Genomic DNA, 22438 nt, shown 5'->3' on the forward strand with positions numbered 1-22438 from the left:
CGTGGGGGCTAGTGGGCGGTATAGAATCGCCCAATTCTATATCAGTACCAAGATAAAGCGACATGCAAAGACTGGAACAGCTCAAGAAATGGTTGGCGCAGCAATATCCTGGAGTGGAAATCCAGGTTGAATTCGCCGCCGCCGATGCGGATTTCCGCCGCTATTTCCGCGCCATCTGGCCTGATGGCGCCAGCCGCATCGTGATGGACGCGCCGCCGGAGCACATGAATACCGACGCCTACGTCAAGGTGCGCGACGTCTTCGCCATGGTGCGGGTGCCGCAGATCCTGCTGCGCGACCGCGAGCAGGGCTTCATGTTGCTGGAGGATCTGGGCAAGATCACCTATCTGGCGGCCTTGCAGCACGACGAGCGGCCGCAGGTGCACCAGCATCTGCTGCTGGAGGCGCTGGACACGCTGGTGGAAATCCAGCGCGGCAGCCAGCCCGGCGTGTTGCCGGAATACGACGAAGCGCTGCTGCTGCGCGAATTGAGTCTGTTCCCCGACTGGTATTGCGCCAAAGAGCTGCAAAAGCCGCTCAACTTCGCGCAGAAGCAGTTGTGGGACGCTGGGGTCAAGGCGCTGCTGCCGATGCTGCTGTCGCAGCCCAAGGTATTCGTCCACCGCGACTTCATCGTGCGCAACCTGATGCTCAGCGCCGGCGCGCCCGGCGTGCTGGACTTCCAGGACGCGGTGTACGGCCCGGTCAGCTACGATCTGGTATCGCTGCTGCGCGACGCCTTCATCGAGTGGGACGAGCCCTTCGTGTTGGACATCGCCATCCGCTACTGGGAAAAGGCGCGCGCCGCCGGCCTGCCGGTGCCGGAAGCGTTCGACGACTTCTACCGCGCTTTCGAATGGATGGGCGTGCAGCGCCACCTGAAAGTGGCCGGCATCTTCTCCCGGCTGCACCACCGCGACGGCAAGGACAAGTACCGCGCCGAGATTCCGCGCTTCATCAAGTACCTGAAGCGCGCCACCCGCCGTTATCACGAGCTGGCGCCGTTCTACCAGTTGCTGGTGCAACTGGTGGGCAAGGATGAAACCGACGCCGAGCTGCAGTCCAGCTACCCGGTGCTGGGCGTGAAGGGCAGTTGATGCGGATGCTTGGCGCCGGATTGCTGCTGGTGCCCTGCGCGCCGGACTTCGCGGCCAAGGGCGATTGGGATGGCCAGAGCTTCCGCGTCAGCTACCGCCGCTTGACGTTGCGGCACGGCCAGTGGCTGCTGTCCGAACGCAACGAGCGCGGCTTCTGGGAAAACGAAGGCGATTTTCCGGCGGAGCGGCTATTCCCGAAATGACCGAGAAAACCATGAAGGCAATGATACTGGCAGCCGGCCGCGGCGAACGGATGCGGCCGCTGACCGACCACACGCCCAAACCCTTGTTGCGGGCCGGCGGCAAGCCGCTGATCCAGTGGCATATCGAACGGCTGGCGCGCGCTGGCGTGCGGGAGCTGGTGGTCAACCACGCCTGGCTGGGCGCGCGGATAGAACAGGCGCTGGGCGACGGCGGCCGCTTCGGCGCGTCCATCCGCTATTCGCCGGAGGCGAGCGCGCTGGAGACCGCCGGCGGCATCGCCACCGCCTTGCCGCTGCTGGGCGAAGCGCCGTTCATCGTGATCAACGGTGATGTGCTGACCGACTTCCCGGTGGCGCGGCTGATCGAAGCCGCCGCGGCGCTGGATGGCGAAACGCGGCTGGCCCACCTGGTGCTGACGGCCAAGGCGGGCTATCCGACCGGCCGCGATCTGACCTTGCGCACCGACGGCAGGGTAGAGCCCTGCGGCGACGGCGATGCGCCTTATACCTTCTGCGGTTTGGCCGCCTACCATCCGGCCTTTTTCCGCGATGTGGCTGCCGGCGCGGCCAGCCCTTTGCTGCCGTGGCTGCTGCAGGCGATGGCGCGCGGCCAGGTGAGCGGCGAAGTGCAGGCGGGCGTGTGGTTGGATGTCGGCACGCCGGAGCGGCTGGCCGAGGCCGACGCCATCGCCGCCGGCTGGACGGCATGAGCCGGCGCATCCTGGGCATCGACCCAGGCAGCCTGATCACCGGTTTCGGCGTGATAGACGTGGTGGGCAACCAGCGCCACTACGTCGCTTCCGGCGCCATCCGCAACAAGAGCGGCTCCACGCTGGCGGAGCGGGTCAAGGTGCTGGTGGACGGCATCCACGAAGTGATCGCCACCTACCAGCCCACCGAGGCGGCGCTGGAGCGGGTGTTCGTCAACGTCAACCCGGCGGCCACGCTGATGCTGGGCCAGGCGCGCGGCGCCTGCATGACGGCGCTGGTGCTGAAGGACCTGCCGGTGGCCGAATACACCGCGCTGCAGGTCAAGCAGTCGGTGGTCGGCCAGGGCAAGGCGCCGAAGGAGCAGGTGCAGTACATGGTGGTGCGCATGCTGAATCTGTCCGGCACGCCGCAGGCCGACGCCGCCGACGCGCTGGCGGTGGCGCTGACCCACGCCAACCACAGCGGCGGCGCGATAGGAAAACTGGCGCTGAAGGGCCTGAAAGTAAAGGGCGGGAGGCTGGTGTGACCGCCCCCGACAATATTCATCCATAGCGAGAATGCAAGATGATCGGACGCCTGACTGGCAAACTGATTGAAAAACTGCCGCCGCAGGTGGTGGTGGACGTGAACGGCGTCGGTTACGAAGTGGATGTGCCGATGACCACCTTTTACCATTTGCCGGCGCTGGGCCAGAGCACCACGCTGTTCACCCACCTGGTGATACGCGAGGACGCCCATCTGCTGTTCGGCTTCGCCAGCAAGGAAGAGCGGCAGACTTTCCGCCAGCTGATCAAGGTGACCGGCATCGGCGCCAAGATCGCGCTGGCGCTGCTGTCGGGCATGACGGCCGACGAGTTGGCGATCGCGGTGGCCAGCGAGGATATCAAGCGGCTGTCGTCGGTGCCGGGCATAGGCAAGAAGACCGCCGAGCGGCTGGTGCTGGAGCTGCGCGGCAAGCTGGCCACCGGCGGCAACCTGATGGTGCCGGGCGGCCTGCCCTTCGCCGCCACGCCGGACGAGAAGAGCGACATCGTCGGCGCCTTGCTGGCGCTGGGCTACAACGAGAAAGAAGCCGCCGCGGCGACCAAGGGCCTGCCGGCCGAGGTGACGGTGGGCGAGGGCGTGCGGCTGGCCTTGAAGAACCTGATGAAGGGGTGACGGCTATACTGCCGTGGCGGGTGGACTCATCGGATGGAGCGCCGGATCCGGCGCGCTCGGGGAGGCGGAGCGGGGGGATGCATGCCGGGATGGCGGGAGAGGGTCTGGATGGTGTCTCTGGCGGCATGGCTGCAGTGGCAGCCGGCCTGGTCGGCCATGCATTGTCCGGATCAGCCCGTTCGGCTGGCTTTTTACCGCATCGGCCAGTTCTACAGCGATCATAGCGGGCTGGACTGGGATGTGGCGGAGGAGTTGCGCCGCCGCAGCGGCTGCCGTTTCGAGTATGTGCTGATGCCGCGGGCCCGGATCTGGAAGGAGCTGGAGGCGGGGCGCCTGGATGTCACGCTGTCCGCCATCGCCACGCCGGAGCGCGAGCAGATCTACTGGTTTCTCAACTACATCCAGCTCAAGCAGTATGTGTTGCTCTCGCCGCGCCTGCCGCGGCAAATCGACTCGATGCAAGGTTTTCTCGACGCCGAGCCGCAATGGCGCTGGGCGATTGTGCGCAGCTACAGCACCAGCCGCTATTACGATCCCTGGATTGCGCGCCTGTCCGAGCGGGGGCGGGTGGTGGAGGTGGCGGAGGACGATTTCCTGTTCCGTATGCTGGCGCAGAACCGCGCGGCCGGCATTTTCTCCACACCGATGGTATACCGGCAGAAGCTGAAGGAGTTCGGCCTGGAGGGGCGGGTGCGGGTGGCGGATTGGGACCGGTTGTCCGAGCCGAGTCCGCGCGGCATCGTTTTCGCCAAGCGAACCTTCCCGCCGCAGGACATTGGCCAGTGGCGCAAGCTGGTGGATAAAATGAACCACGACGGCACCATGCGTCGGCTGATCGGCCGTTACATGACGCCAGAGGAAACCGCCGTGGCCTTGTGGCGCTGAAGGACATGGCGGGCCATGCCGCCATGTCCTTCAGCCGGCGGGCAGCGCGGCGGGCTTGCCTGGACGGGCCAGCAGCGGCAGTAGCGCCGACAGCTTCTCCTCCAGAGCCTCGCGCATGGTGTCCACCAGCACTTGGGTTTGCCTTTCTATTTCCAGGTTCAGGCGGCTGCCTGGGCCTTTGTCCGCCAGCACCGTGGCGCGGCGGGTTTCCGGGATCAGCCACACTTCGATCCAGCCGGCTGGCTTGTCGATGCCGGCGATGGTCAGGCTGACGCCGTTGACCGCCACATAGCCCTTGGCAAACAGGTAGCGCAGCGCGCCGGCCGGCACCGCCAGCCTGAGGCACAGATTGTCACCGTATTCCCGCAGCTGTTCGACCGTGGCCTGGTAGTCGACATGGCCGGACAAGGCGTGGCCGCCGATCTCGGCGCCGTCGCGCAAGGCGCGCTCGGCGTTGATCCTGTCGCCGACCTGGCAGCCGGCCAGCGTGCTGGTGACCAGCGTTGGCAGGATCAGGTCGAACTGGGCGAGGTCGCCTTCGGGAGGCGCGGCCACCGTCAGGCAGGCGCCGTCTATCGCCACGCTGGCGCCCTGCTGGAGGCCGGCGCAGAAACCATCCGGAAAGGCGATGGTCAGGCGGCGGCTGCCGTCGCCCTCGGCGATGGCGACGATGCGGGCGACGCCCTGGGTGATTCCGCTGAACATGGCAGCCTCCCTCAGCCTTGCTGGCATTGCAGCCAGTCGGCCAGTTCCGCCACCGTCAGCTGCGGCAGGCCGTGGCGTTCGGCGTAGGCATCCAACTGGGCGCCGCGCATCATGCTGCCGTCCGGATTCATCAGTTCGCACAGCACCCCGGCCGGGCTGAAGCCGGCCAGCCGCGCCAGCTCCACCGAGGCCTCGGTATGGCCGCGCCGCTCGCGCACGCCGCCGGGGCGGGCGACGATGGGGTAGACGTGGCCGGGTCGCACCAGGTCGGCCGGTTTGGCGTCCAGCGCGATGGCGGCGCGGATGGTGGTGACGCGGTCGGCGGCGGACACACCGGTGGTGACGCCTTCGGCCGCTTCGATGGCGACGGTGAAGGCGGTGCCGTAGCGGCTGCCGTTGCTTGCGGCCATCGGCGGCAGTTGCAGGCGAGCGGCGTGTTGCGGCGTGATGCACAGGCAGACGATGCCGCTGCCGTCGCGGATCATCCGCGCCATTTCCGGCACGGTGAGCGCGTCGGCGGCCAGGATCAGGTCGGCCTCGTTCTCGCGGTCGTGGTCGTCGGATACGATCACCGGCAGGCCTTGCTGCAAGGCGGCGATGGCGGCTTCGATGCGCAGGGTCAGGATATTGGTGTGGGCATTCATGATCAACGGTCCTCAAAACTACACTGAGAAACACGTCACGGGGCGTGAAGCGGACAGCGCGCGGCCATCCGGCGCCAAACGGCGCGGATACGACACGAGGCCCCGCCGCAGGCGCGGGCGGGGTTTTGGCGTCGTCTTCTTTCATCCGGACTATTACCGTCGGCTCTGGCATCGCACCAGATCTGCTGACCTTCCGCCTGATGGCGAAAGCGCTCGCGGGCTCGGTCTTGCGACCATACCGCCGGTGGGGAATCGCACCCCGCCCTGAAGACGTAGCTTGACGGCCGCCTGTTCGGGCGGCCAGCGCCGAGTATAACGCGATGTTAGAATATTGCCACCCGATAGAGACACGAGCATCCGATGATAGAAACCGACAAGCTGTTCGGCGCCGCGCCTGAGCGCCGTATCGTCACCCCGCAGCGGGGCGAGCAGGAAGAGGCGCTGGAGCGGGCGTTGCGGCCCAAGCAGCTGGACGATTATGTCGGCCAGAGGAAGGCGCGCGAGCAGCTGGAAATCTTCATCGAGGCCGCCAAGCGCCGCGGCGAGGCGCTGGACCACGTGCTGCTGTTCGGCCCGCCGGGCCTGGGCAAGACCACGCTGGCCCACATCGTGGCGCGCGAGATGGGCGTCAACCTGCGCCAGACCTCCGGCCCGGTGCTGGAGCGCGCCGGCGACCTGGCCGCGCTGCTGACCAATCTGGAGCCGCACGACGTGCTGTTCATCGACGAAATCCATCGGCTGTCTCCGGTGGTGGAGGAAATTCTCTACCCGGCGCTGGAGGATTACCAGATCGACATCATGATAGGCGAGGGGCCGGCGGCCCGTTCCGTCAAGCTGGACCTGCCGCCGTTCACGCTGGTGGGCGCCACCACCCGCGCCGGCATGCTGACCAACCCGCTGCGCGACCGTTTCGGCATCGTCGCCCGGCTGGAGTTCTACACCGCCGAGGAACTGACCCGCATCGTCAGCCGCTCGGCCGGCCTGCTCAACGTGGAGTTGTCGGGCGACGGCGCGCTGGAAGTGGCCAAGCGTTCGCGCGGCACGCCGCGCATCGCCAACCGCCTGCTGCGCCGGGTGCGCGACTACGCCGAAGTGAAGTCCAACGGCGTGGTGACGGCGGAGGTGGCCGACGCCGCGCTAGCGATGCTGGATGTCGATCCGGCCGGACTGGACGTGATGGACCGCAAGCTGTTGTCGGCCATCCTGGAGAAGTTCGGCGGCGGCCCGGTGGGCCTGGACAACGTGGCGGCGGCGATAGGCGAATCCACCGACACCATCGAGGACGTGATCGAGCCCTATTTGATTCAGCAGGGCTATCTGCAGCGCACGCCGCGCGGCCGGATGGCCACCAGCCAGGCTTATCTGCATTTCGGTCTGCCTGCGCGCGACAGCTGATTTGCCGTAGCGCAAGCGCTGGGCGGCGCCGCCGCCATGCAATGCGCGTACAATGGAACCATTTGGCTTGCGAGCGAGTAATCATGTTCTACGTGTTGTTTGGCACCATCCTGATCGTGGTGGCGGCTACCGCCGCCGCCGCCGCCCGTTTCTTCGACCCGGCGGTGGCCAAGATTCTGGGCCGCACCATAGGCGAGGAACTGGCCTTCGCCTGGCGCAAGTATGTGTTCTTCGCCATCGTGGTGACCGGCATTTCCGGCGGAGTGCGGCCGTGGTCGCTGGAGCGCTACCTGGCGCCGGCGCCGGGCAAGGGCAGCACCCAGCTGGCTTTGGGCGGCGAACGTTGGATGCTGGAGCTGTTCCAGGCCTTCATCAGCACGCTGCAGTCCATCGCCTGGGTGGTATTGCTGTTTTTCCTGTGCGCGATGCTGGCCTATGTGGTGATGCGCGCGGTGGAGTTTCGCCGCCAGGAAGCGGAAAGCCGCCGCAACAGCGGCCAGCAATAAACCGGTGCCCGGATCGCCGCTGAACGTTCGCCTGGAACGGCTGGTACGCGCCAGCCCCTGGCTGATGCCGGTCTTGCGCGCGGCGCGCGCGCTGGACCTGGCCGACTGGTGCATAGGCGCCGGCGCGCTGCGCAACCTGGTGTGGGACGCGCTGCACGATCATACCATTCCCTCGTGCCTTCCCGGCCTGGACTTGGTCTATTTCGATGCCGCCGACCTCTCGACCGCGCGCGACGCTGCCCTGCAGGCCAGCCTTGCGGCCAGCCATCCCGACATCCCGTGGGAGGTGACCAACCAGGCCGCCGTCCACCTGTGGTTCGCCGATCATTTCGGTTACCAAGTCCCACCTCTGCTGTCGCTGGAGGAGGCGGTGGCCAGCTGGCCGGAATACGCGACGGCGGTCGGCGTGGCGCTGAACGCCGACGACAGCCTGCGCGTCATCGCGCCCCATGGCCTGGGAGATTTGTTCGAGATGGTGGTGAGGCGCAACCCGGCGCGGGTCAGCGTGGAGACTTACCGCCAGCGGTTGGCGCAGAAGCGCTACGCCGAGCGCTGGCCGCGGGTGACGGTGGTGGGGGAGTGAGGGAGAGGAGTAAGTCATGAATGGCTTGGCGCCTGAGTCGGCCGCTGCCATTCTCCCTTCGGCCCATGCCGGGGTTTCTCCGGCCGTGGGGGCCGCCTAGGGTTGCAAGGGAACTGGCGGGACAGTTCCCTTGCCCGTCCGGCGGGCGGAACCGCCGTGAAAATCATCGTCCGCATAGCGGACGCTATTGCGCGGGGCTCACCGCCCAATCTTCACCTGCGTCCACAAGCGGTTCAGCTCGCGCCGCGATTTGGCGTCCAGGTCCTTCAGCGCCACGTAGCGGCCTTTGGCCGGGTCCAGCATGATCACCGGATTGGCCTTGATCTGCGGCTGGAAGAAGGCTTCCGCCGCCTTCACCGGATTGGTGGCGCCGATCTGGTTGGAGATCGCCGCCGCGTTCCTGCCGTCCAGCATGAAGTTGATGAACCGGTAGGCCAGGTCAGGGCGCGGCGCGTCCTTCAGGATCACCATATTGTCTATCGCCAGCACATTGCCTTCCTTCTGCGGCTGGTAGGCCAGCTCGAACGGCCGCTTGGCGGCCCTGGCGTCCTGCTGCGCCTGGTAGAGGTCGTTGGAGTAGCCCAGCGCCACCCAGATGTTGCCGACGGTCAATTCCTTGATGTAGCTCTGGTTGTTGAACGCCGCCCAGTACGGCTTGGCCTGGCGGATCACTTCCGCCGCGGCCTTCCAGTCGGCCGGGTTGACGGAGTTGGCATCCTTGCCCAGATACATCAGCGCGGCGGCCATCAGCTCGCGCTGGCTGTCCAGCACCGTCACCTTGCCCTTGATCTTGGCCAGCACGGCCGGATCGAAGACCAGCGCCCAGCTGTTAGCCTTGTCGGCCACGCCGGCTTTCTTCAGCTGGGTGGCGTTATAGCCCAGCAGTGTCAGCGACACCACCGTGGGCGCGGCATAGCGGTTGCGCGGGTCAAACGGCTGGTTCAGGGCCAGATAGCCGCTGTTCAGGTTTTTCCAGTTGGGCAGTTTGCTCTTGTCCAGGGGCTGCAATTTGCCCTGCTTGAGCAGCGTGTTCACGGCGAAGGCGGTGGGGAACACCATATCGTAGCCTTTGGCGCCGGCGGCCAGCTTGGCCAGCATTTCCTCGTTGTCGCCGTAGTAGTCCTGCACCAGCTTGCAGTTGCAGGATTGCTCGAAACGCTTGGCGGTGTCCGCGGACAGCGCGTTGTTCCAGTTGTAGATGTGCAGCACATCCGCGGCGAATGCCGAACCGCAGGCTAGTGTCATCAGCGCCGCAAGAGCCAGCTTGTTCATACCTTGTCATCCTTGTGTCAGCTAAAAATGAAACCCCGGCCAGACACTGGCAGGGGTCGGGGTAAACCTTGCGCTTTTCCCCGGCGAAGCGGGGAGCTGCGGTGCGGCTACAGCGCCACCATATTGTCGCGGTGGATCAGTTCCGGCTCCACGATATAGCCCAGCGCGCCCTCGATCTCGCGGGTGCTCTTGCGCATGATCTGGCGCGCCTCGTCCGAGCTGTAGTTGATCAGGCCGCGCGCCACCTCGCGGCCGGCGGCGTCGACGCAGGCCACCGCCTCGCCGCGCAGGAACTCGCCCTCCACCGCGCTGACGCCCACCGGCAGCAGGCTGGTGCCGCGCTCGCGTATCGCCAGCGCCGCGCCGTCGTCCAGCCGCAGCGTGCCCGACAGTTTCAGGTGATCGGCCAGCCATTGCTTGCGCGCCGCCATGCGGTTGGTGGCGGCCACCAGCTGGGTGCCGATGGCTTCGCCGTCGGCCAGCCGCGACAGCACCTGGGTCTCGCGGCCGCAGGCGATCACAGTGGCGGCGCCGCTGCGCGCCGCGCGCTTGGCCGCCAGTATCTTGGTGATCATGCCGCCGGTGCCGACGCTGGAGCCGGCGCCGCCGGCCATTTCCTCCAGCCGGGCGTCGCCGGCCTCGGCCAGATGGATGAATTCGGCGTCCGGATGCTTGCGCGGATCTGAGCTGTAGAGGCCCTTCTGGTCGGTGAGGATCACCAGCGCGTCGGCTTCGATCAGATTGGTCACCAGCGCGCCCAGCGTGTCGTTGTCGCCGAAGCGGATTTCGCTGGTGACCACGGTGTCGTTCTCGTTGATGATGGGCACCACGTTGAGGTTGAGCAGGCTGGTCAGCGTCGAGCGGGCGTTCAGGTAGCGGGTGCGGTCGGCCAGGTCTTCATGGGTCAGCAGGATCTGGGCGGTCTGCAGGCCGAAGGAGCGGAAGGCGCTTTCATAGGCCTGGCACAGTCCCATCTGGCCGACGGCGGCGGCGGCCTGCAGCTCGTGCACGCCCTTGGGACGCACGGTCCAGCCCAGGCGCTGGCAGCCTTCGGCGATGGCGCCGCTGGAAACCAGCACCACCTGCTTGCCGCGGCGCTTGAGTTCGGCGATTTCCGCGGCCCAGCGCGCCAGGGCATTGAGATCCAGACCCTTGCCATCGTTGGTTACCAGGCTGGAGCCGACTTTGACCACGATACGGTCGGAAGCGTGAATCACCGAGTGCATCAACAGACCTCGCTATGAAAGCAGATAATTATAGAGAGGTCAGTGTAACCGAAAAAGCGGCGGGCTTGAGCCAGGTCAAAAGTACTCGCTGGGGCGGTATTCCATCAGCTGGAAATGCGGGGATTGCTGCAGCAGCTTGCCTGCGCGTATCAATCGCTCGCCCTCGCCGTCGCGCAGGCGAAACTCGCGCAACTGGCTGAATTGACGGCCAGTCAGCAGCAGCAATTCAGGGCGGCCGGCTGCGGCGGGCAGTAGCAGGCCGCGTTGGAAATTGTCGCCGCTATGGGTGATGCTGGGCATCGCCAGCACTGGCTGCGGCTGGCGGCCGAGGATTTCCACGCCGCATTCCACTTCCTTGCCGGTAGGCTGCATCAGCACCCAGCGCACCGAGCACAGCTGGATCTCGCCCGGCTGATCCGGCGGCTGCAGCAACAGCACCTCGCCAGCGCGCAGCGTCTGGTCGCGCGGCAGGCCGCGCAGCAGGTAGCCGGATTCGCTCTGGTTGACCATGACCAGCAGGCAGGAAGGGGGAGGCGGCCGCAGGCGGGCGTTTTCTTCTTCGCCGCCAGCCCCGGCAAGCTGCCAGCCGTTGCCGTTGACCCGGTGCCAGATCGACGGGACGGTGGTGGTGACCTCCACCACCGTCCGGGTGTTTTCGCGGCCGTGCTTGCGGCGGCGCGGGTGCTGCCATTCCTCCACCAGGCTGCCCAGGAGCTGGGTTTCGTCATTGGTGGGCGCGGCGCCGGCGCCGGCGGCGGATTTTTGCAGCTGCTCCAGGCTGCGGCGCATGGTGCTGAGCGCGCCGGTCAGCTCCAGCAGGCTGCAGCGGCTCTGCAGCGAGCCGGGGGTGACCAGCAGGTAGCGCGGCGGATTGTCTTCCTGCGGATCCAGCAGGTAGCCGTGGCGGTTGTCGGGCAGCTCGGCCACCGGCAGCAGCGACACCTGGCGGGCCAGGTCGTAGATCAGCTGACGCGCCAGCTGCATGTCTGCGAGCGACAGGCGGTTGGTGGAGGTGAGGCCCAGCAACAGGATCTGGCGGTAGATGGTGGCCAGCGAGTCGTCGTTGGCCAGCGCCTTGTCCTGCCAGCCGCGCTCTAGCGCCAGCGCGTACAGTTGGTGACAGTCCAGCCAGAAGCCGTCAGGCAGCGGGCAGTAGTTCTGCTGGCTGCTGTTCAGGTACTGCCGCGCCGCCATCATGGTGTACAGCAGCAGTTCGATCTTGGGCTGGTCGCGATCGATCAGCCCCTGCCTGCTCAGCTTCTCGTTGAGGGTCTGCTTGAAGGCGATGAACAGGTTGGCGAACAGCTTGACGCTGAGCACGGCCAGCAGCCGGGTCTTGGGCGAGGCCAGAATGTCGTTGTGCTGGATTTCGGCTTCCAGCAGCGGATAGTAGCGGTCCAGCGCCTTCAGATAGAGCTGGAGCAGCTTGTAGCGTTGCATCGGGTCCAGCGGAGTGCGGCCCAGGTGGTACAGCGCCTGGCCAAGCAGCCGCCCGCACTCCGTCAGATCGGTGTAGGGAAGGCGCTCCAGCCAGGCTGCCACGCTGGCCGGCTGGGTGTCGACGAGTTGCGGGTCCATATCCTTCTTCGGCAAGACGAATGACGGCATCCGGGCAGGGCTCCGAGCTGGGTCGCTGCATATTGTCGGGAATGGTCGGACGGGGCTGGCGGCTCAGGGCAATCGCGTTTCCACGCCCGCCGCGCCGGCGCCGCCGGCCAGGACCTCGTCCAGCGCCGCGCAGCTTGCCTCGATCAGCCAATCCATCTCTTCGTTGCTCAGGGTGTAAGGCGGCATGAAGTAGACCGTCCGGCCTATCGGCCGCAACAGACATCCGCGTTTCAGCATGGCCGAAAAAAAGGCCAATGCAAAGTCGGAGCGCCCGGTTTCGACGTCGAAGGCCCAGATCATGCCGCAATGGCGGAAATGGCGGATTTCCGGCCGCGCGGCCAGCGGCTGCATCCGCCGGGTGAATTCCGCCGCTTTTTGCCGATTGGCGGCCAGCACATCGTCGGTTTCGAAGATGTCCAGCACCGCCAGCGCGGCTCGGCACGCCAGCGCGTTGCCGGTATAGCTGTGCGAATGCAGGAAGCCGCGCGCGACGTCGTCATGATAGAAGGCTTGATAGACGTCGTCGCGGGTCAGCACGCAGGACAAGGGCAGGAAGCCGCCGGTGATGCCTTTGGACAGGCACAGGAAGTCCGGCACGATGCCGGCTTGCTGGTAGGCGAAGAAGGTGCCGGTGCGGCCGAAGCCGACCGCGATCTCGTCGGCGATCAGGTGCACCTGGTAGCGGTCGCACAGCCGGCGCAGTTCCGCCAGGTAGGTCGGATCGTACATCGCCATGCCGGCTGCGCCCTGCACCAGCGGCTCGACGATGACGGCGGCGATTTCGCCGGTGTGCTTGGCCAGCAAGTTCTCCATCGCCCGCGCGGCGCGCAGCGCCGTATCCGCGGCGCTTTCTCCCGGCGCCGCCTGGCGGGCGTCCGGCGAAGGCGCGCGCAGGCCCGGTTTGAGCAGGTCGGCGTAGGTGGATGAAAACAGCGGCACGTCGGTGACGGCCAGCGCGCCGATGGTTTCGCCGTGGTAGCTGTTTTCCAGGCTGATGAAACGGGTCTTGCCGCTGTGGCCGCGGTTCTTCCAGTAGTGGAAACTCATTTTCAACGCGATTTCGGTGGCGCTGGCGCCGTCCGAGCCGTAGAAGGCGTGACCCAGGCCACTCAGCGCCGCCAGCCGTTCGGACAGCTCCACCACCGGCTGGTGGGTGAAGCCGGCCAGCATCACGTGTTCCAGGCTGTCCAGCTGATCCTTGATCGCCTGCTTGATGCGCGGCTCGCCGTGGCCGAACAGGTTGACCCACCAGGAACTGACGCCATCCAGATAGCGCTTGCCGTCAAAGTCGGTGAGCCAGACGCCGTCGGCGCCGGCGATGGGAACGATGGGAAGGCTTTCGTGGCGTTTCATCTGAGTGCAGGGGTGCCAGACGGCGGCGAAGCTGCGTTGCAGCCAGGCTTGATTGCTCATGCGACGGGTTCCGATAAGGAGAAAGGCGATGCTAGCACAGTCCGCGCGGCGGCTACGAGGTGACGAAAAACGTCAGTTTATGCCCTATGGCGACAGCTTGAAGCAATCGCCGCCGCATCTGCGCAGGCTGCGGCCGGCCTGGCATGCTTCCTGCTGAATGCAGTGGACATGCATAGGGCGGTCTCCGTCCGGAATCCGCAGACGAGACTGGCGGCTGGCGAGGCCGCGGTCATTTCATTCGGCGAAGCTTGGCAATCCGGGAGTTCAGACATGAAGAGAAAGCAGATCCAGCAGGGTTTCACCCTGATCGAATTGATGATCGTAGTGGCTATCGTCGGCATCTTGGCGGCCATCGCGATTCCGGCTTATCAGGACTACACCAAGCGGGCGCGGGTGACGGAAGGCCTGGCGCTGGCCGATGCGGCCAAGACCGCTGTCACCGAGTACTACTCGTCCAACAATGCTTTCGCTGCATCCGGCTCTGCGCCTTTCAACTCCACCTACGGCCTGGCCGGCGCGGCGTCCATCACCGGCAACTCGGTCAGCCAGGTGTCGGTGCTGGCCAGCGGCGTGATCCAGATCACCTATAACAGCACGGTGTCCAGCGGCGCCCAGCTGGACCTGGTGCCGGCGATTACCTCCGGCTCGGTGCAATGGACCTGCACTTACACCGGTACCGGCGGCGGCGCGACTGCGATCTCGACGCAGTTGCTGTCTAATTGGGTGCCGACCAGCTGCCGTCAATAAGCGCGGCAGCGAAATAGATGGAACGAGAGGCACTGCGGTGCCTCTTGCCTTTCCGGCGAAGGCGGGCAGCCTTGTCGTCAGGAGACGCGTAACATGCAGAACAGACCAACCCAGCAGGGTTTCACCTTGATTGAACTGATGATTGTGGTGGCGATCATCGGCATTCTGGCGGCCATCGCGATCCCGGCTTATCAGGACTATGTCAAGCGGACGAGGGTGGCCGAAGGTTTGGCGCTGGCCGACGCCGCCAAGACCGCCGTTACCGAGTACTACGCCAACAAGAACGCATTCGCCAGCACCACGCCTTACAACAGCGCCTACGGCTTGGCCACGGCGGCGTCGATTACCGGTAACGCGGTGAGCAGCGTGTCGGTGCTGGCCAGCGGCGTGATTCAGATCACCTACAACAGCACGGTGTCCAGCGGCGCCCAACTGGACCTGGTGCCGGCCTTGTCTTCCGGTTCGATCCAGTGGACCTGCACCTATACCGGCACCGGCGGCGGCACCAATGCCATTTCGACCCAGCTGCAGGCCAACTGGGTGCCGGCCACCTGCCGTTTGTAAGGCTGGGCGCGGCTGGCGCCGCTTTCCAGCGGCGTCGCGCATGACGTGTCAATGAACCGCTTGGCTGCGTATAATCACTGCATTCGATCGCGGATAAAGCCCGATGCAGAGTCAAGCCCAGTCGACCGGCAAAGCCGGATGGAACGATGTTTTGTTGCATGTCTTCTTCTGCTTTTGTTTTGTGTTTCCCTTTCTCAATTGCGCCCGCTATACGCCGCTGCAGGACTGGTGGACCAACGCCAGCGTGGTGTTCGCCATCGGCATCGCCGGGCTGTTCGTCTTCCGCCGCCGGCAAAGCGGCGTGAGAGTGCCGCTGGCGGCGCTGGCGCTGACCGCGCTGCTATTGTGGCTGTCATTCAGCAACGGCCTGTTGTTGGATAACTACCAGCCGGCGATTCTGGGTATCGGCAGCTTGGCGGTGATGTTGCTGCTGGCTGTGTTCCTGGCCAACCGGCTGCGGCCCGACCTGGCGCAGGTTTGCGTCATCCTGGCGTCCTGCCTGCTGCTGGGCAGTTGTCTGCAAATCGTGTTGGGCGGCATCCAGGTGCTGGACTTGGCTCGCTATACCCGCGGCTTGGTGATGTTGAATTACCTGACGCCGACCGAGGTGATGGGTAATGTCGGCCAGCGCAACCAGTATGCGCAGTACCTGAACTGGGGCGTGGTGGCGGCCTGCTATCTGTATGGCCGGCGGCGGCTGCGCGGCGGTTTTTGCGGTTTGCTGGTCTTGTTCCAGTTGTTGTTCATTACCTGGTCCGGCGCGCGGCTGCCCTTGGCATACTGCCTGGGAGTCTGCCTGCTGGCCTGGTTTTGGCAGCGGCGCGCGTCCGGTGACGAGACGCTGGCGCGGATGCTGCAGGCCTTGATGGCGGCGATGATCGTGCTGTCGCTGCTGCAGCTGTTCAATGAGCAGATCATCTGGCTTCTCAATTGGCTGGGCCTGCCGATTCATGCGCAAAGCGGTTCCGAGCGGTTGTTGGACGCCGGCTTCGGCGCCCGGCGCCGCATCGAATGGACCAAGGCCTGGATGGTGTTTCAGCAGCATCCCTGGCTGGGAGTGGGGCTGGAGCGTTATCCGGAGCAGTCCGTTTGGCTGGAAGCTTTCGGCGGCCTGCCCAAGTATCCGGAAGCCGTGTTGTTCACCCAGAGCCATAATCTGTTTTTCCAGTTGTTGGCTGAAACCGGGTTGCCGGGGACTCTGATCGTGGCATTGGGCCTGGGTGGGTGCCTGTTGCCGTTTTTCGGACGCGGCCGGCAGAGTCCGGAAAACCTGTTGCTGATCAGTATCGCGATGATGCTGTTGATCCACAGCATGTTCGAGTTCCCTTTGTGGTACCTGCCCTTTCTGGCGATGCTGGTGACGGTGTGCACGCTGTCGCCGGCGCGGTCGTGGCAGGCGCCGACCCGCACCGCGGTGCTGAGGCTGGCTTGCATCGGCGGCGGCGCGTTGATGGCGGCGCATATCGTCAGCGGCGTAGCCATCTTCTGGCGGTTGGTGGAGTACAGCGCGCCCAGCCAGTCGGCGGCGGAGAACATCCGGCGGGTAAACTACCTCGGCAAGGTGGAGCTCAACCCGTTGTGGGTGGATCCCGCCGCGATGGTGATGGGCAACTATTTGTTGCCCAGCAAGCGGCATGTCGACATCGTGCTGCCGTTCTACCAGCGATTGGCGCTCAATCAGCCCTATATCGCCGTGCTGCAGCGGCTGAGCGTGTGCCAGGCGCTGGCCGGGCAGCCGGAGGCCGCCAGGCGGACGCTGGTGCAGGCCATCGCCAGCTACCCGGACGAGGTGTTGAAACTGGATGCCAGCCTGCAGTCCTGGCAGGAGCCGGAAGTGCGGCGGCTGGCCGAGCTGACCGGCAGGGTGAAAAAGATCTATCTGCAGCGCGGGGCCTACACCGATGCCGCCCGGATGGCGGCGGTGATGGCGGTGGCGTCTCCCGTCACGCGCAAACCCTTGTTTTAAGGCGTTTGTAACGCGCGGACACATTTGACTGGTTTTGCCGGCTGTGCGCATGCGGTATGCTGCCGGCTTTGTTGTTTCGACATCTGGCCCGCCATGACTTTTCAGAAAATTTCCGAGCGCCTGGCCCTGTTGGCATTGTGCCTGGTCGCCATCGTGCCGTTTGCCTCCCGCGTCCACTTTGTGCCGCTGCCGCAGTGGTTTGGCGAAATCAATGTGATCTGGCTGCTGCTGGCGGCCGGTATGCTGCTGCTGCCCGGTGGCAGGCTGTTCGACACCGTGCCGCGCGCCGGCTGGTGGTGTCTGCTGCTGGCGGGCATCTGGGCGCTGCAGCCGCAACTGGTCAGCCTGATGTTCCCGGGCATGAGCTACGCCACTGCGCTGGGCTGGCTGTCGCTGGCCTTGCTGGCGTCGGTTGCGGCCTCGCTGCGCGGCGCCTTCGGCGAGCGCGAGTTCGCGGTATGGCTGGCGCGCGCTATCATCGTCGGCGGCCTGGTGCAGTCGTTGATCGGTACTGCCCAGCTCACCGGCCTGGCGGCGCCGCTGGGCTTGTTTTACGACGGCTCCCACCCCACCACCAATATCTTCGGCCACATCGGCCAACGCAACCAGTACGCGCACTACCTGACGTGGTCGGTGGTGGCCGGGGTCTACCTGTTCGCCGTCGAGCGGCTGGGGCGCAGCTGGCTGATCGCGTTGGTGTTGTGGATGGCGCTGATGCTGGCCACCGCGGGCTCCCGCACCACCTTGCTGTACCTGGTGGCGATTTCCGCTCTGGCCGCGCTGTGGCACTGGCGCAGCCGCAACGATACCTCGCGCCGGCTGATGCTGGCGATGTGGGCCAGCTGCGGCGCGATTCTGGCTGGGCAGTTCGCTTTGCCGCTGTTCAACCATCTGATCTCGCTGCTGACCCATTCCGATGTGGAGAACGCCTCCGGCGTGGCCCGGCTGGCGGCCAATGGCGATGACATGGGCGCGCGCCGCTTCGCCGAGATGCACAAAGCCTGGCTCACGTTCAAGGCGCACCCGCTGTGGGGCGTGGGCTGGTCGCAATACGCTGCGGAGAGCGTGCGCTTGCAGCCGCTGCCGCAGTTCGCCGCCGCCGGCTACAACAGCGGCTTGTTCACCAACGCGCACAATCTGGTGCTGCAACTGTTGGCCGAGATGGGCGGCGTGGCCACCGCGCTGGTGTTGGGCGGCTTCGTCTGGGTGCTGACGCCCTTCTTCTGCCGCCGGGCCGCGCCGGAGGGCGTGCTGGCGCTGGGTTGCCTGGCGGTGACGCTGACCCACAGCATGCTCGAATATCCGTTGTGGTACTTCTATTTCCTGGCGATGCTGGTGCTGTTCATGGCGATGGCGCCGCGCGGAGACGGCTCCCGCGCCGCTCCTATATTCCTGCGCCTGCCGCTGTTGGCCGCGCTGGCGTGGGTGGGCTGGCTGTCTATCAGCACCACGCCGATGTTCTGGGAGTTGGTCAATCTGTACACCCCCACCGGCAATGCGCAGAAGGACGCCAAGCGCACCGAGCGGCTGATCGAAATCGTCAAGACCAAGCCGTTGTTTGCCTATCATGCGCTGTACACACTGGACGACTATCTGCCGATCAGCCGCGACAACCTGGCGCAGAAGCTGGCGCTGGAGGACAGGCTGACCGAATTCCGCCCGTATCCGGACGTGATGCTCAAGCGCGCGCAGATGGAAATCCTGGCGGGGCAGCAGGCCCAAGCGGAACAGACGCTGCGCACCACGCTGGCGTCCTTCCCCACTTATGCAGGCCAGTTCCTGGAAACGCTGGGCGACCAGAATCCGGCCTGGGAGCCGCTGAGGCGCATCAGTCGCGAGGCCTACGACAAGCTGCCGGCCAAGTTCCGTACCTTGCAGGAGTGATAGGCGAGCGCCCGCCAGACGGCGGGCAAGTAAAAAGCCGCTCGATGGTTCGAGCGGCTTTTTTTACGGTGCAGTTGGTGGATTAGTTGTCCAGCACCACGCCTTCGCTGAGCGCGGTCTTCATCTTGCCCAGCGCCTTGGTTTCGATCTGGCGGATGCGCTCGGCGGATACGCCGAACTCCGCCGCCAGTTCATGCAGGGTGGAGCCGCTGTCGTCGGTCAGCCAGCGCGCTTCTACGATGCGGCGGCTGCGCGCGTCCAGTGTCGATAGCGCGTACTCCAGGCCTTCCGACTGCAGATGGTCGAAAGCGCGGCGTTCCAGCGCGCGGGTCGGCTCGCTGTGCGAGTCGGCCAGCCAGTCTATCGGCGCGTAGCTTTCGTCGTCGTCGGCGTCGCCGATCAGCGACACGTCCTGGCCGTTCATGCGGATTTCCATCTCGCGCACTTCCTCGGGCTTGACGCCCAGGTCTTCGGCGATGGACTTGGCTTCCTGTTCCGACAGCGCGGAGAAGCTGCTTTTCATGCTGCGCAGGTTGAAGAACAGCTTGCGCTGCGGCTTGGTGGTGGCGATGCGCACCAGGCGCCAGTTGCGCAGGATGAATTCGTGGATCTCGGCCTTGATCCAGTGGATGGCGAACGAGAACAACCGTACGCCGCGGCCCGGTTCGAAGCGCTTCACCGCCTTCATCAGGCCGATATTGCCTTCCTGGATCAAGTCGGCCTGCTGCAGGCCATAGCCGGCATAGCCGCGCGATACCGATACCACAACGCGCAGGTGCGACAGCACCATCTGCCGGGCAGCTTCCAGATCGTTGTCTTGCTGGAAGCGGACTGCGAGCTCGTTTTCCTGTTCCGGCGACAGCATGGGGACGCTGTTTACCGCCTGGATATACTGCTCCAGGCTGCCGCTGGTCGACGGAACGGGCAGGGCAAATGTTGTGTTCATTGCGATGGCTACCTCCTTGGGTAGTGCTATGTTAGCACTCGTGTATGGAGAGTGCTAGCAACGAAAGGTTCCCGCGTCAATGATTTTAACAATCGATGCGATAGCCGAAACCTTTCATTTGGCATGTTTACTTCGGCTCGACCTTGCGCAGGTGATGATCGGCGGCGAGGCGCGCGCCCAGCATCGCCAGCAGCGCCGCCACGCCTATCAGCGCGGCCAGCTCGGCTGGATTCAGCCCGCGTAGCTCCACCCGCTCGCCGTAGAGCATGGCGAACTCGCGGATGGCGGGGTTGGCCACCGCCGCCAGCCAGCTGCTCAAGCCCCAGGCCAGCAGCGCGGCAAACACGCCCTGCCACAGCGCATGGTACATGAAGGGGCGGCGGATGAAGCTGTCGGTGGCGCCGATCAGCTTGGACACCTCGATCTCGTCCTGGCGCGCCAGGATCTGCATGCGGATCGCGTTATGGGTCACCAGCACCAGCGCCAGGCCCAGCGCGGCGGCCAGGAACCAGGTCAGCTTCTTGCCCATCTCCACCATGCCGAACAGGCGCTTGGCCCAGTGGGCGTCGAATTGCGCCATCTCCACCATCGGCAGGCCGGAAAGCTCCTTCTGCAGCATTTCCAGCTCGCGAGGCTCCAGCGAGGCGGGCGTCACCACGAAGGCGTCCGGCAGCGGATTGCCGTCCAGGCCGTCGGACAGGCCCGCCAGGCCGTTGCGCCGCTCCAGGTCCTGCAGCGCCTTGCCCTTGCTGATGAAGGTGAAGCTCTTGACCTTGGGGTGGTGGGCCAGCGTGCTGTTGACCGCGGCGATGTCGGCCTCCTCGGCCGACAGCTCCATGAACAGCGTGATCTGCGGCGTGGCGGTGAGGCGGCCCACCCAGTCCTGCACGCTGCTGACCGACAGGTAGAGGCAGAGCGGCAGCGTCAGCGCCAGCGCCAGCATCAGCAGGGTAAGCAGGCTGCCGAACGGTTGGCGCAGGATTTTGACCAGCGCCTGCCTGGCGCTTTGCCAGTTCAGATAGAGAAAGTGTTTCATGCGGCGAACTGTCCTTCCCTCAGGCGGATGATGCGGCGGCCGTAGTCTTCCATCAGGGTTTCGTCGTGGGCGGATATCAGCACGGTGACGCCCACCTGGTGGAAGGATTTGAACAATTCCATGATGTCCAGCGCGTAGGCGCGGTCCAGGTTGGCCGACGGCTCGTCGGCCAGCAGGATGCTGGGGCGGTGCACCACGGCGCGGGCGATGCACAGCCGCTGCTGCTCGCCGCCGGACAGGCGGATCGGCATGCTCTTTTCCTTGGACAGCAGGCCCACCTTGTCCAGCGCGGCGCGCACCCGCTTGGCAGCGTCGCGGCGGTCGAAGCCTATGATGTCGAGCGGCAGCATCACATTGTCGAACACGCTGCGGTCGAACAGGATCTTGTGGTCCTGGAACACCATGCCCAGATGCTGGCGGACATAGGGAATCTGGCTGGCGCGCAGCTTGGACAGGTTCTGGCCGTTGACCAGCACGCCGCCGCTGGTGGCGCGCTCGATGCCGGCGATCAGCTTCAGCAGCGTCGACTTGCCGGCGCCGGAGTGGCCGGCGAGGAACACCATCTCGCCGGTTTCTATGGTGAAGGACAGGTTCTTCAGGGCTTCGTTGCCGCCGGGGTAGCGCTTGGTAACCTGGTCGAACTGGATCATGTAGTGGTTTCCCGCTTGACTTGGCTGAGAAAGGCGGCCGCCGAGCGCGGCCGCGGGCGTTGCTTATTCGAACAGCGCGTCGATGTAGTCGCGGCTGTCGAACGGCCGCAGGTCGTCTATGCTCTCGCCGACGCCGATGAAGCGCAGCGGCACCGGGCGCTGCTTGGCGATGGCGGCGATCACGCCGCCCTTGGCGGTGCCGTCCAGCTTGGTCAGGATCAGGCCGGTCAGGCCCAGCGCGTCGTCGAACGCTTTCACCTGGTTGACGGTGTTCTGGCCGATATTGGCGTCCAGCACCAGCACCACTTCGTGCGGCGCCTCCGGCAGCGCCTTCTGGATCACCCGCTTCACCTTTTTGATTTCCTCCATCAGATGCAGCTGGGTGGGCAGGCGGCCGGCGGTGTCGGCCAGCACGATGTCGATGCCGCGGGCGATGGCGGCCTGGATGGCGTCATAGCATACCGCGGCGGAATCGCCGCCCTGCTGGGCGATCACGGTGACGTTGTTGCGTTCGCCCCAGGCGATCAGCTGTTCGCGCGCGGCGGCGCGGAAGGTGTCGCCGGCGGCCAATAGCACGCTCTTGCCCTGGCTCTGGTAGTACTTGGCCAGCTTGCCTATGGACGTGGTCTTGCCGGCGCCGTTGACGCCGGTCATCATGATCACGAACGGTTTCTTGCCTTCCACGTTCAGCGGCACTTCCAGCGGCCCGATCAGGTCCTGCAGCGAATCCTTCAGCGCGCCCTTCAGTTCGGACGAATCCTTCAGGCCTTTGAGCGACACCCGCTCGCGCACGTCCTTCAGCAGGTGCACGGTAGCGTCCATGCCCATGTCGGCGGTCAGCAGCACCGTTTCAAGCTCTTCGTACAGGTCTTCGTCTATCTTGCCGCCGCCGAACAGGCCGGCCAGTTGCTTGCCCAGCCGGTCGCGGGTTTTGGCGAGGCCGGCTTTCAGCCGTTCGGTCCAGCCGATCTTTTTAGGCGTTGGCGGGGCCTCCTGCGCCGGGGCGGCTTGGGACTCGGCTTCGGGCTGAGGGCCGGAGGGCTGGGCTGGCGCCTCGATTTCCACGGCAGCCGCCGTGGCTTCGAGCGCCGGTTCGGGGGCGCTGACGAGGGCGGCTGGCGCGGCGAGCGGCTCAGCGGCTTCCGCTGGCGGGTTTGCGGTTTGCGGCGTTTCCACCGGCTTGGGCTTTTTCTTGAAGAAGCTGAACATGCGTAATCAGGCCAGAGATTTCGGTAAACG

Annotated in this window: 23 protein-coding genes and 1 riboswitch; of the genes, 13 read left to right on the forward strand and 10 right to left on the reverse strand. The window is 65.5% G+C overall.

The features are described from left to right. Nucleotides 1–62 precede the first annotated feature (62 nt). The 6 genes from amgK (at nucleotide 63) to BI347_RS09055 (ending at nucleotide 4054) form a co-directional block, all read left to right on the forward strand. A complete protein-coding gene (amgK, locus tag BI347_RS09030) occupies nucleotides 63–1097 on the forward strand; it encodes an N-acetylmuramate/N-acetylglucosamine kinase AmgK (protein WP_071115746.1) in 1035 nt (344 codons plus the stop codon). Then, a complete protein-coding gene (locus BI347_RS09035) occupies nucleotides 1097–1300 on the forward strand; it encodes a hypothetical protein (protein ID WP_071114250.1) in 204 nt (67 codons plus the stop codon). Before amgK ends, BI347_RS09035 begins: the two co-directional genes overlap by 1 nt. An 11-nt stretch (nucleotides 1301–1311) precedes the next feature. Continuing rightward, nucleotides 1312–2010, forward strand: a complete 699-nt coding sequence (gene murU, locus BI347_RS09040; protein WP_071116383.1) for an N-acetylmuramate alpha-1-phosphate uridylyltransferase MurU — start codon at nucleotides 1312–1314, stop codon at nucleotides 2008–2010. Next, complete coding sequence (gene ruvC, locus BI347_RS09045) at nucleotides 2007–2537, forward strand: crossover junction endodeoxyribonuclease RuvC (protein WP_071115747.1); 531 nt, start codon at nucleotides 2007–2009, stop codon at nucleotides 2535–2537. Before murU ends, ruvC begins: the two co-directional genes overlap by 4 nt. A 38-nt stretch (nucleotides 2538–2575) precedes the next feature. Next, a complete protein-coding gene (gene ruvA, locus BI347_RS09050; RefSeq protein WP_071115748.1) occupies nucleotides 2576–3169 on the forward strand; it encodes a Holliday junction branch migration protein RuvA in 594 nt (197 codons plus the stop codon). A 108-nt stretch (nucleotides 3170–3277) separates the two neighbouring features. Further along, complete coding sequence (locus BI347_RS09055) at nucleotides 3278–4054, forward strand: substrate-binding periplasmic protein (protein WP_071114253.1); 777 nt, start codon at nucleotides 3278–3280, stop codon at nucleotides 4052–4054. A 30-nt stretch (nucleotides 4055–4084) separates the two neighbouring features. On the opposite strand, the gene BI347_RS09060 is transcribed toward BI347_RS09055, so the two are convergent. Next, a complete protein-coding gene (locus BI347_RS09060; RefSeq protein WP_071114254.1) occupies nucleotides 4085–4759 on the reverse strand; it encodes a riboflavin synthase subunit alpha in 675 nt (224 codons plus the stop codon). A gap of 11 nt (nucleotides 4760–4770) precedes the next feature. Further along, a complete protein-coding gene (gene ribB / locus BI347_RS09065) occupies nucleotides 4771–5403 on the reverse strand; it encodes a 3,4-dihydroxy-2-butanone-4-phosphate synthase (RefSeq protein WP_071114408.1) in 633 nt (210 codons plus the stop codon). A gap of 129 nt (nucleotides 5404–5532) precedes the next feature. Then, nucleotides 5533–5679: riboswitch (FMN riboswitch) on the reverse strand. An 84-nt stretch (nucleotides 5680–5763) separates the two neighbouring features. Between ribB and ruvB the strand changes: the two genes are divergently transcribed. The 3 genes from ruvB (at nucleotide 5764) to BI347_RS09080 (ending at nucleotide 7887) form a co-directional block, all read left to right on the forward strand. After that, nucleotides 5764–6798 carry a Holliday junction branch migration DNA helicase RuvB gene (gene ruvB / locus BI347_RS09070; RefSeq protein WP_071114255.1) on the forward strand — a complete coding sequence of 345 codons (1035 nt, stop codon included), beginning with the start codon at nucleotides 5764–5766 and terminating at the stop codon, nucleotides 6796–6798. A gap of 83 nt (nucleotides 6799–6881) precedes the next feature. Continuing rightward, nucleotides 6882–7304: a hypothetical protein gene (locus BI347_RS09075; protein ID WP_071114256.1), complete on the forward strand. Its 423-nt coding sequence runs from the start codon at nucleotides 6882–6884 to the stop codon at nucleotides 7302–7304. A gap of 4 nt (nucleotides 7305–7308) precedes the next feature. Then, nucleotides 7309–7887 (forward strand): nucleotidyltransferase family protein, encoded by a 579-nt coding sequence (locus BI347_RS09080; RefSeq protein ID WP_239690852.1) that lies wholly within the window; start codon nucleotides 7309–7311, stop codon nucleotides 7885–7887. 198 nt (nucleotides 7888–8085) lie between these two features. On the opposite strand, the gene BI347_RS09085 is transcribed toward BI347_RS09080, so the two are convergent. The 4 genes from BI347_RS09085 to BI347_RS09100 all read right to left on the reverse strand — a co-directional run bounded on the left by BI347_RS09085 (nucleotide 8086) and on the right by BI347_RS09100 (nucleotide 13406). Then, complete coding sequence (locus BI347_RS09085; protein ID WP_071114257.1) at nucleotides 8086–9159, reverse strand: ABC transporter substrate-binding protein; 1074 nt, start codon at nucleotides 9157–9159, stop codon at nucleotides 8086–8088. Between the two features lie 107 nt (nucleotides 9160–9266). Then, a complete protein-coding gene (proB, locus tag BI347_RS09090) occupies nucleotides 9267–10385 on the reverse strand; it encodes a glutamate 5-kinase (protein ID WP_071114258.1) in 1119 nt (372 codons plus the stop codon). Between the two features lie 75 nt (nucleotides 10386–10460). Next, nucleotides 10461–11993: a hypothetical protein gene (locus BI347_RS09095; protein ID WP_083338778.1), complete on the reverse strand. Its 1533-nt coding sequence runs from the start codon at nucleotides 11991–11993 to the stop codon at nucleotides 10461–10463. Nucleotides 11994–12056: 63 nt separating this feature from the next. Beyond that, on the reverse strand, nucleotides 12057–13406 hold the full coding sequence (locus BI347_RS09100; RefSeq protein ID WP_071114259.1) for an adenosylmethionine--8-amino-7-oxononanoate transaminase: 1350 nt from the start codon (nucleotides 13404–13406) through the stop codon (nucleotides 12057–12059). Nucleotides 13407–13676: 270 nt separating this feature from the next. On the opposite strand from BI347_RS09100, the gene BI347_RS09105 reads away from it, so the two are divergent. From BI347_RS09105 to BI347_RS09120, 4 genes are all read left to right on the forward strand, one after another. Further along, on the forward strand, nucleotides 13677–14153 hold the full coding sequence (locus BI347_RS09105; protein WP_071114260.1) for a pilin: 477 nt from the start codon (nucleotides 13677–13679) through the stop codon (nucleotides 14151–14153). A gap of 93 nt (nucleotides 14154–14246) precedes the next feature. Next, nucleotides 14247–14717, forward strand: coding sequence for a pilin (locus BI347_RS09110; protein ID WP_071114261.1), 471 nt, complete (start codon nucleotides 14247–14249; stop codon nucleotides 14715–14717). 103 nt (nucleotides 14718–14820) lie between these two features. Next, nucleotides 14821–16683, forward strand: coding sequence for a PglL family O-oligosaccharyltransferase (locus tag BI347_RS09115; protein WP_071115749.1), 1863 nt, complete (start codon nucleotides 14821–14823; stop codon nucleotides 16681–16683). A gap of 93 nt (nucleotides 16684–16776) precedes the next feature. Next, on the forward strand, nucleotides 16777–18567 hold the full coding sequence (locus BI347_RS09120; RefSeq protein ID WP_071115750.1) for a PglL family O-oligosaccharyltransferase: 1791 nt from the start codon (nucleotides 16777–16779) through the stop codon (nucleotides 18565–18567). A gap of 82 nt (nucleotides 18568–18649) precedes the next feature. On the opposite strand, the gene rpoH is transcribed toward BI347_RS09120, so the two are convergent. The 4 genes from rpoH to ftsY all read right to left on the reverse strand — a co-directional run bounded on the left by rpoH (nucleotide 18650) and on the right by ftsY (nucleotide 22408). After that, on the reverse strand, nucleotides 18650–19513 hold the full coding sequence (gene rpoH / locus BI347_RS09125; RefSeq protein ID WP_071114264.1) for an RNA polymerase sigma factor RpoH: 864 nt from the start codon (nucleotides 19511–19513) through the stop codon (nucleotides 18650–18652). A 127-nt stretch (nucleotides 19514–19640) separates the two neighbouring features. Then, complete coding sequence (gene ftsX, locus BI347_RS09130) at nucleotides 19641–20549, reverse strand: permease-like cell division protein FtsX (RefSeq protein ID WP_071115751.1); 909 nt, start codon at nucleotides 20547–20549, stop codon at nucleotides 19641–19643. Next, nucleotides 20546–21199 (reverse strand): cell division ATP-binding protein FtsE, encoded by a 654-nt coding sequence (ftsE, locus tag BI347_RS09135; protein WP_071114266.1) that lies wholly within the window; start codon nucleotides 21197–21199, stop codon nucleotides 20546–20548. The genes ftsX and ftsE overlap by 4 nt, the downstream gene beginning before the upstream one ends. Before the next feature lie 63 nt (nucleotides 21200–21262). Beyond that, nucleotides 21263–22408: a signal recognition particle-docking protein FtsY gene (gene ftsY / locus BI347_RS09140; RefSeq protein WP_071115752.1), complete on the reverse strand. Its 1146-nt coding sequence runs from the start codon at nucleotides 22406–22408 to the stop codon at nucleotides 21263–21265. Nucleotides 22409–22438 lie beyond the last annotated feature (30 nt).

Source organism: Chromobacterium sphagni (assembly GCF_001855575.1).
GTDB classification, from domain to species: Bacteria; Pseudomonadota; Gammaproteobacteria; order Burkholderiales; family Chromobacteriaceae; genus Chromobacterium; species Chromobacterium sphagni.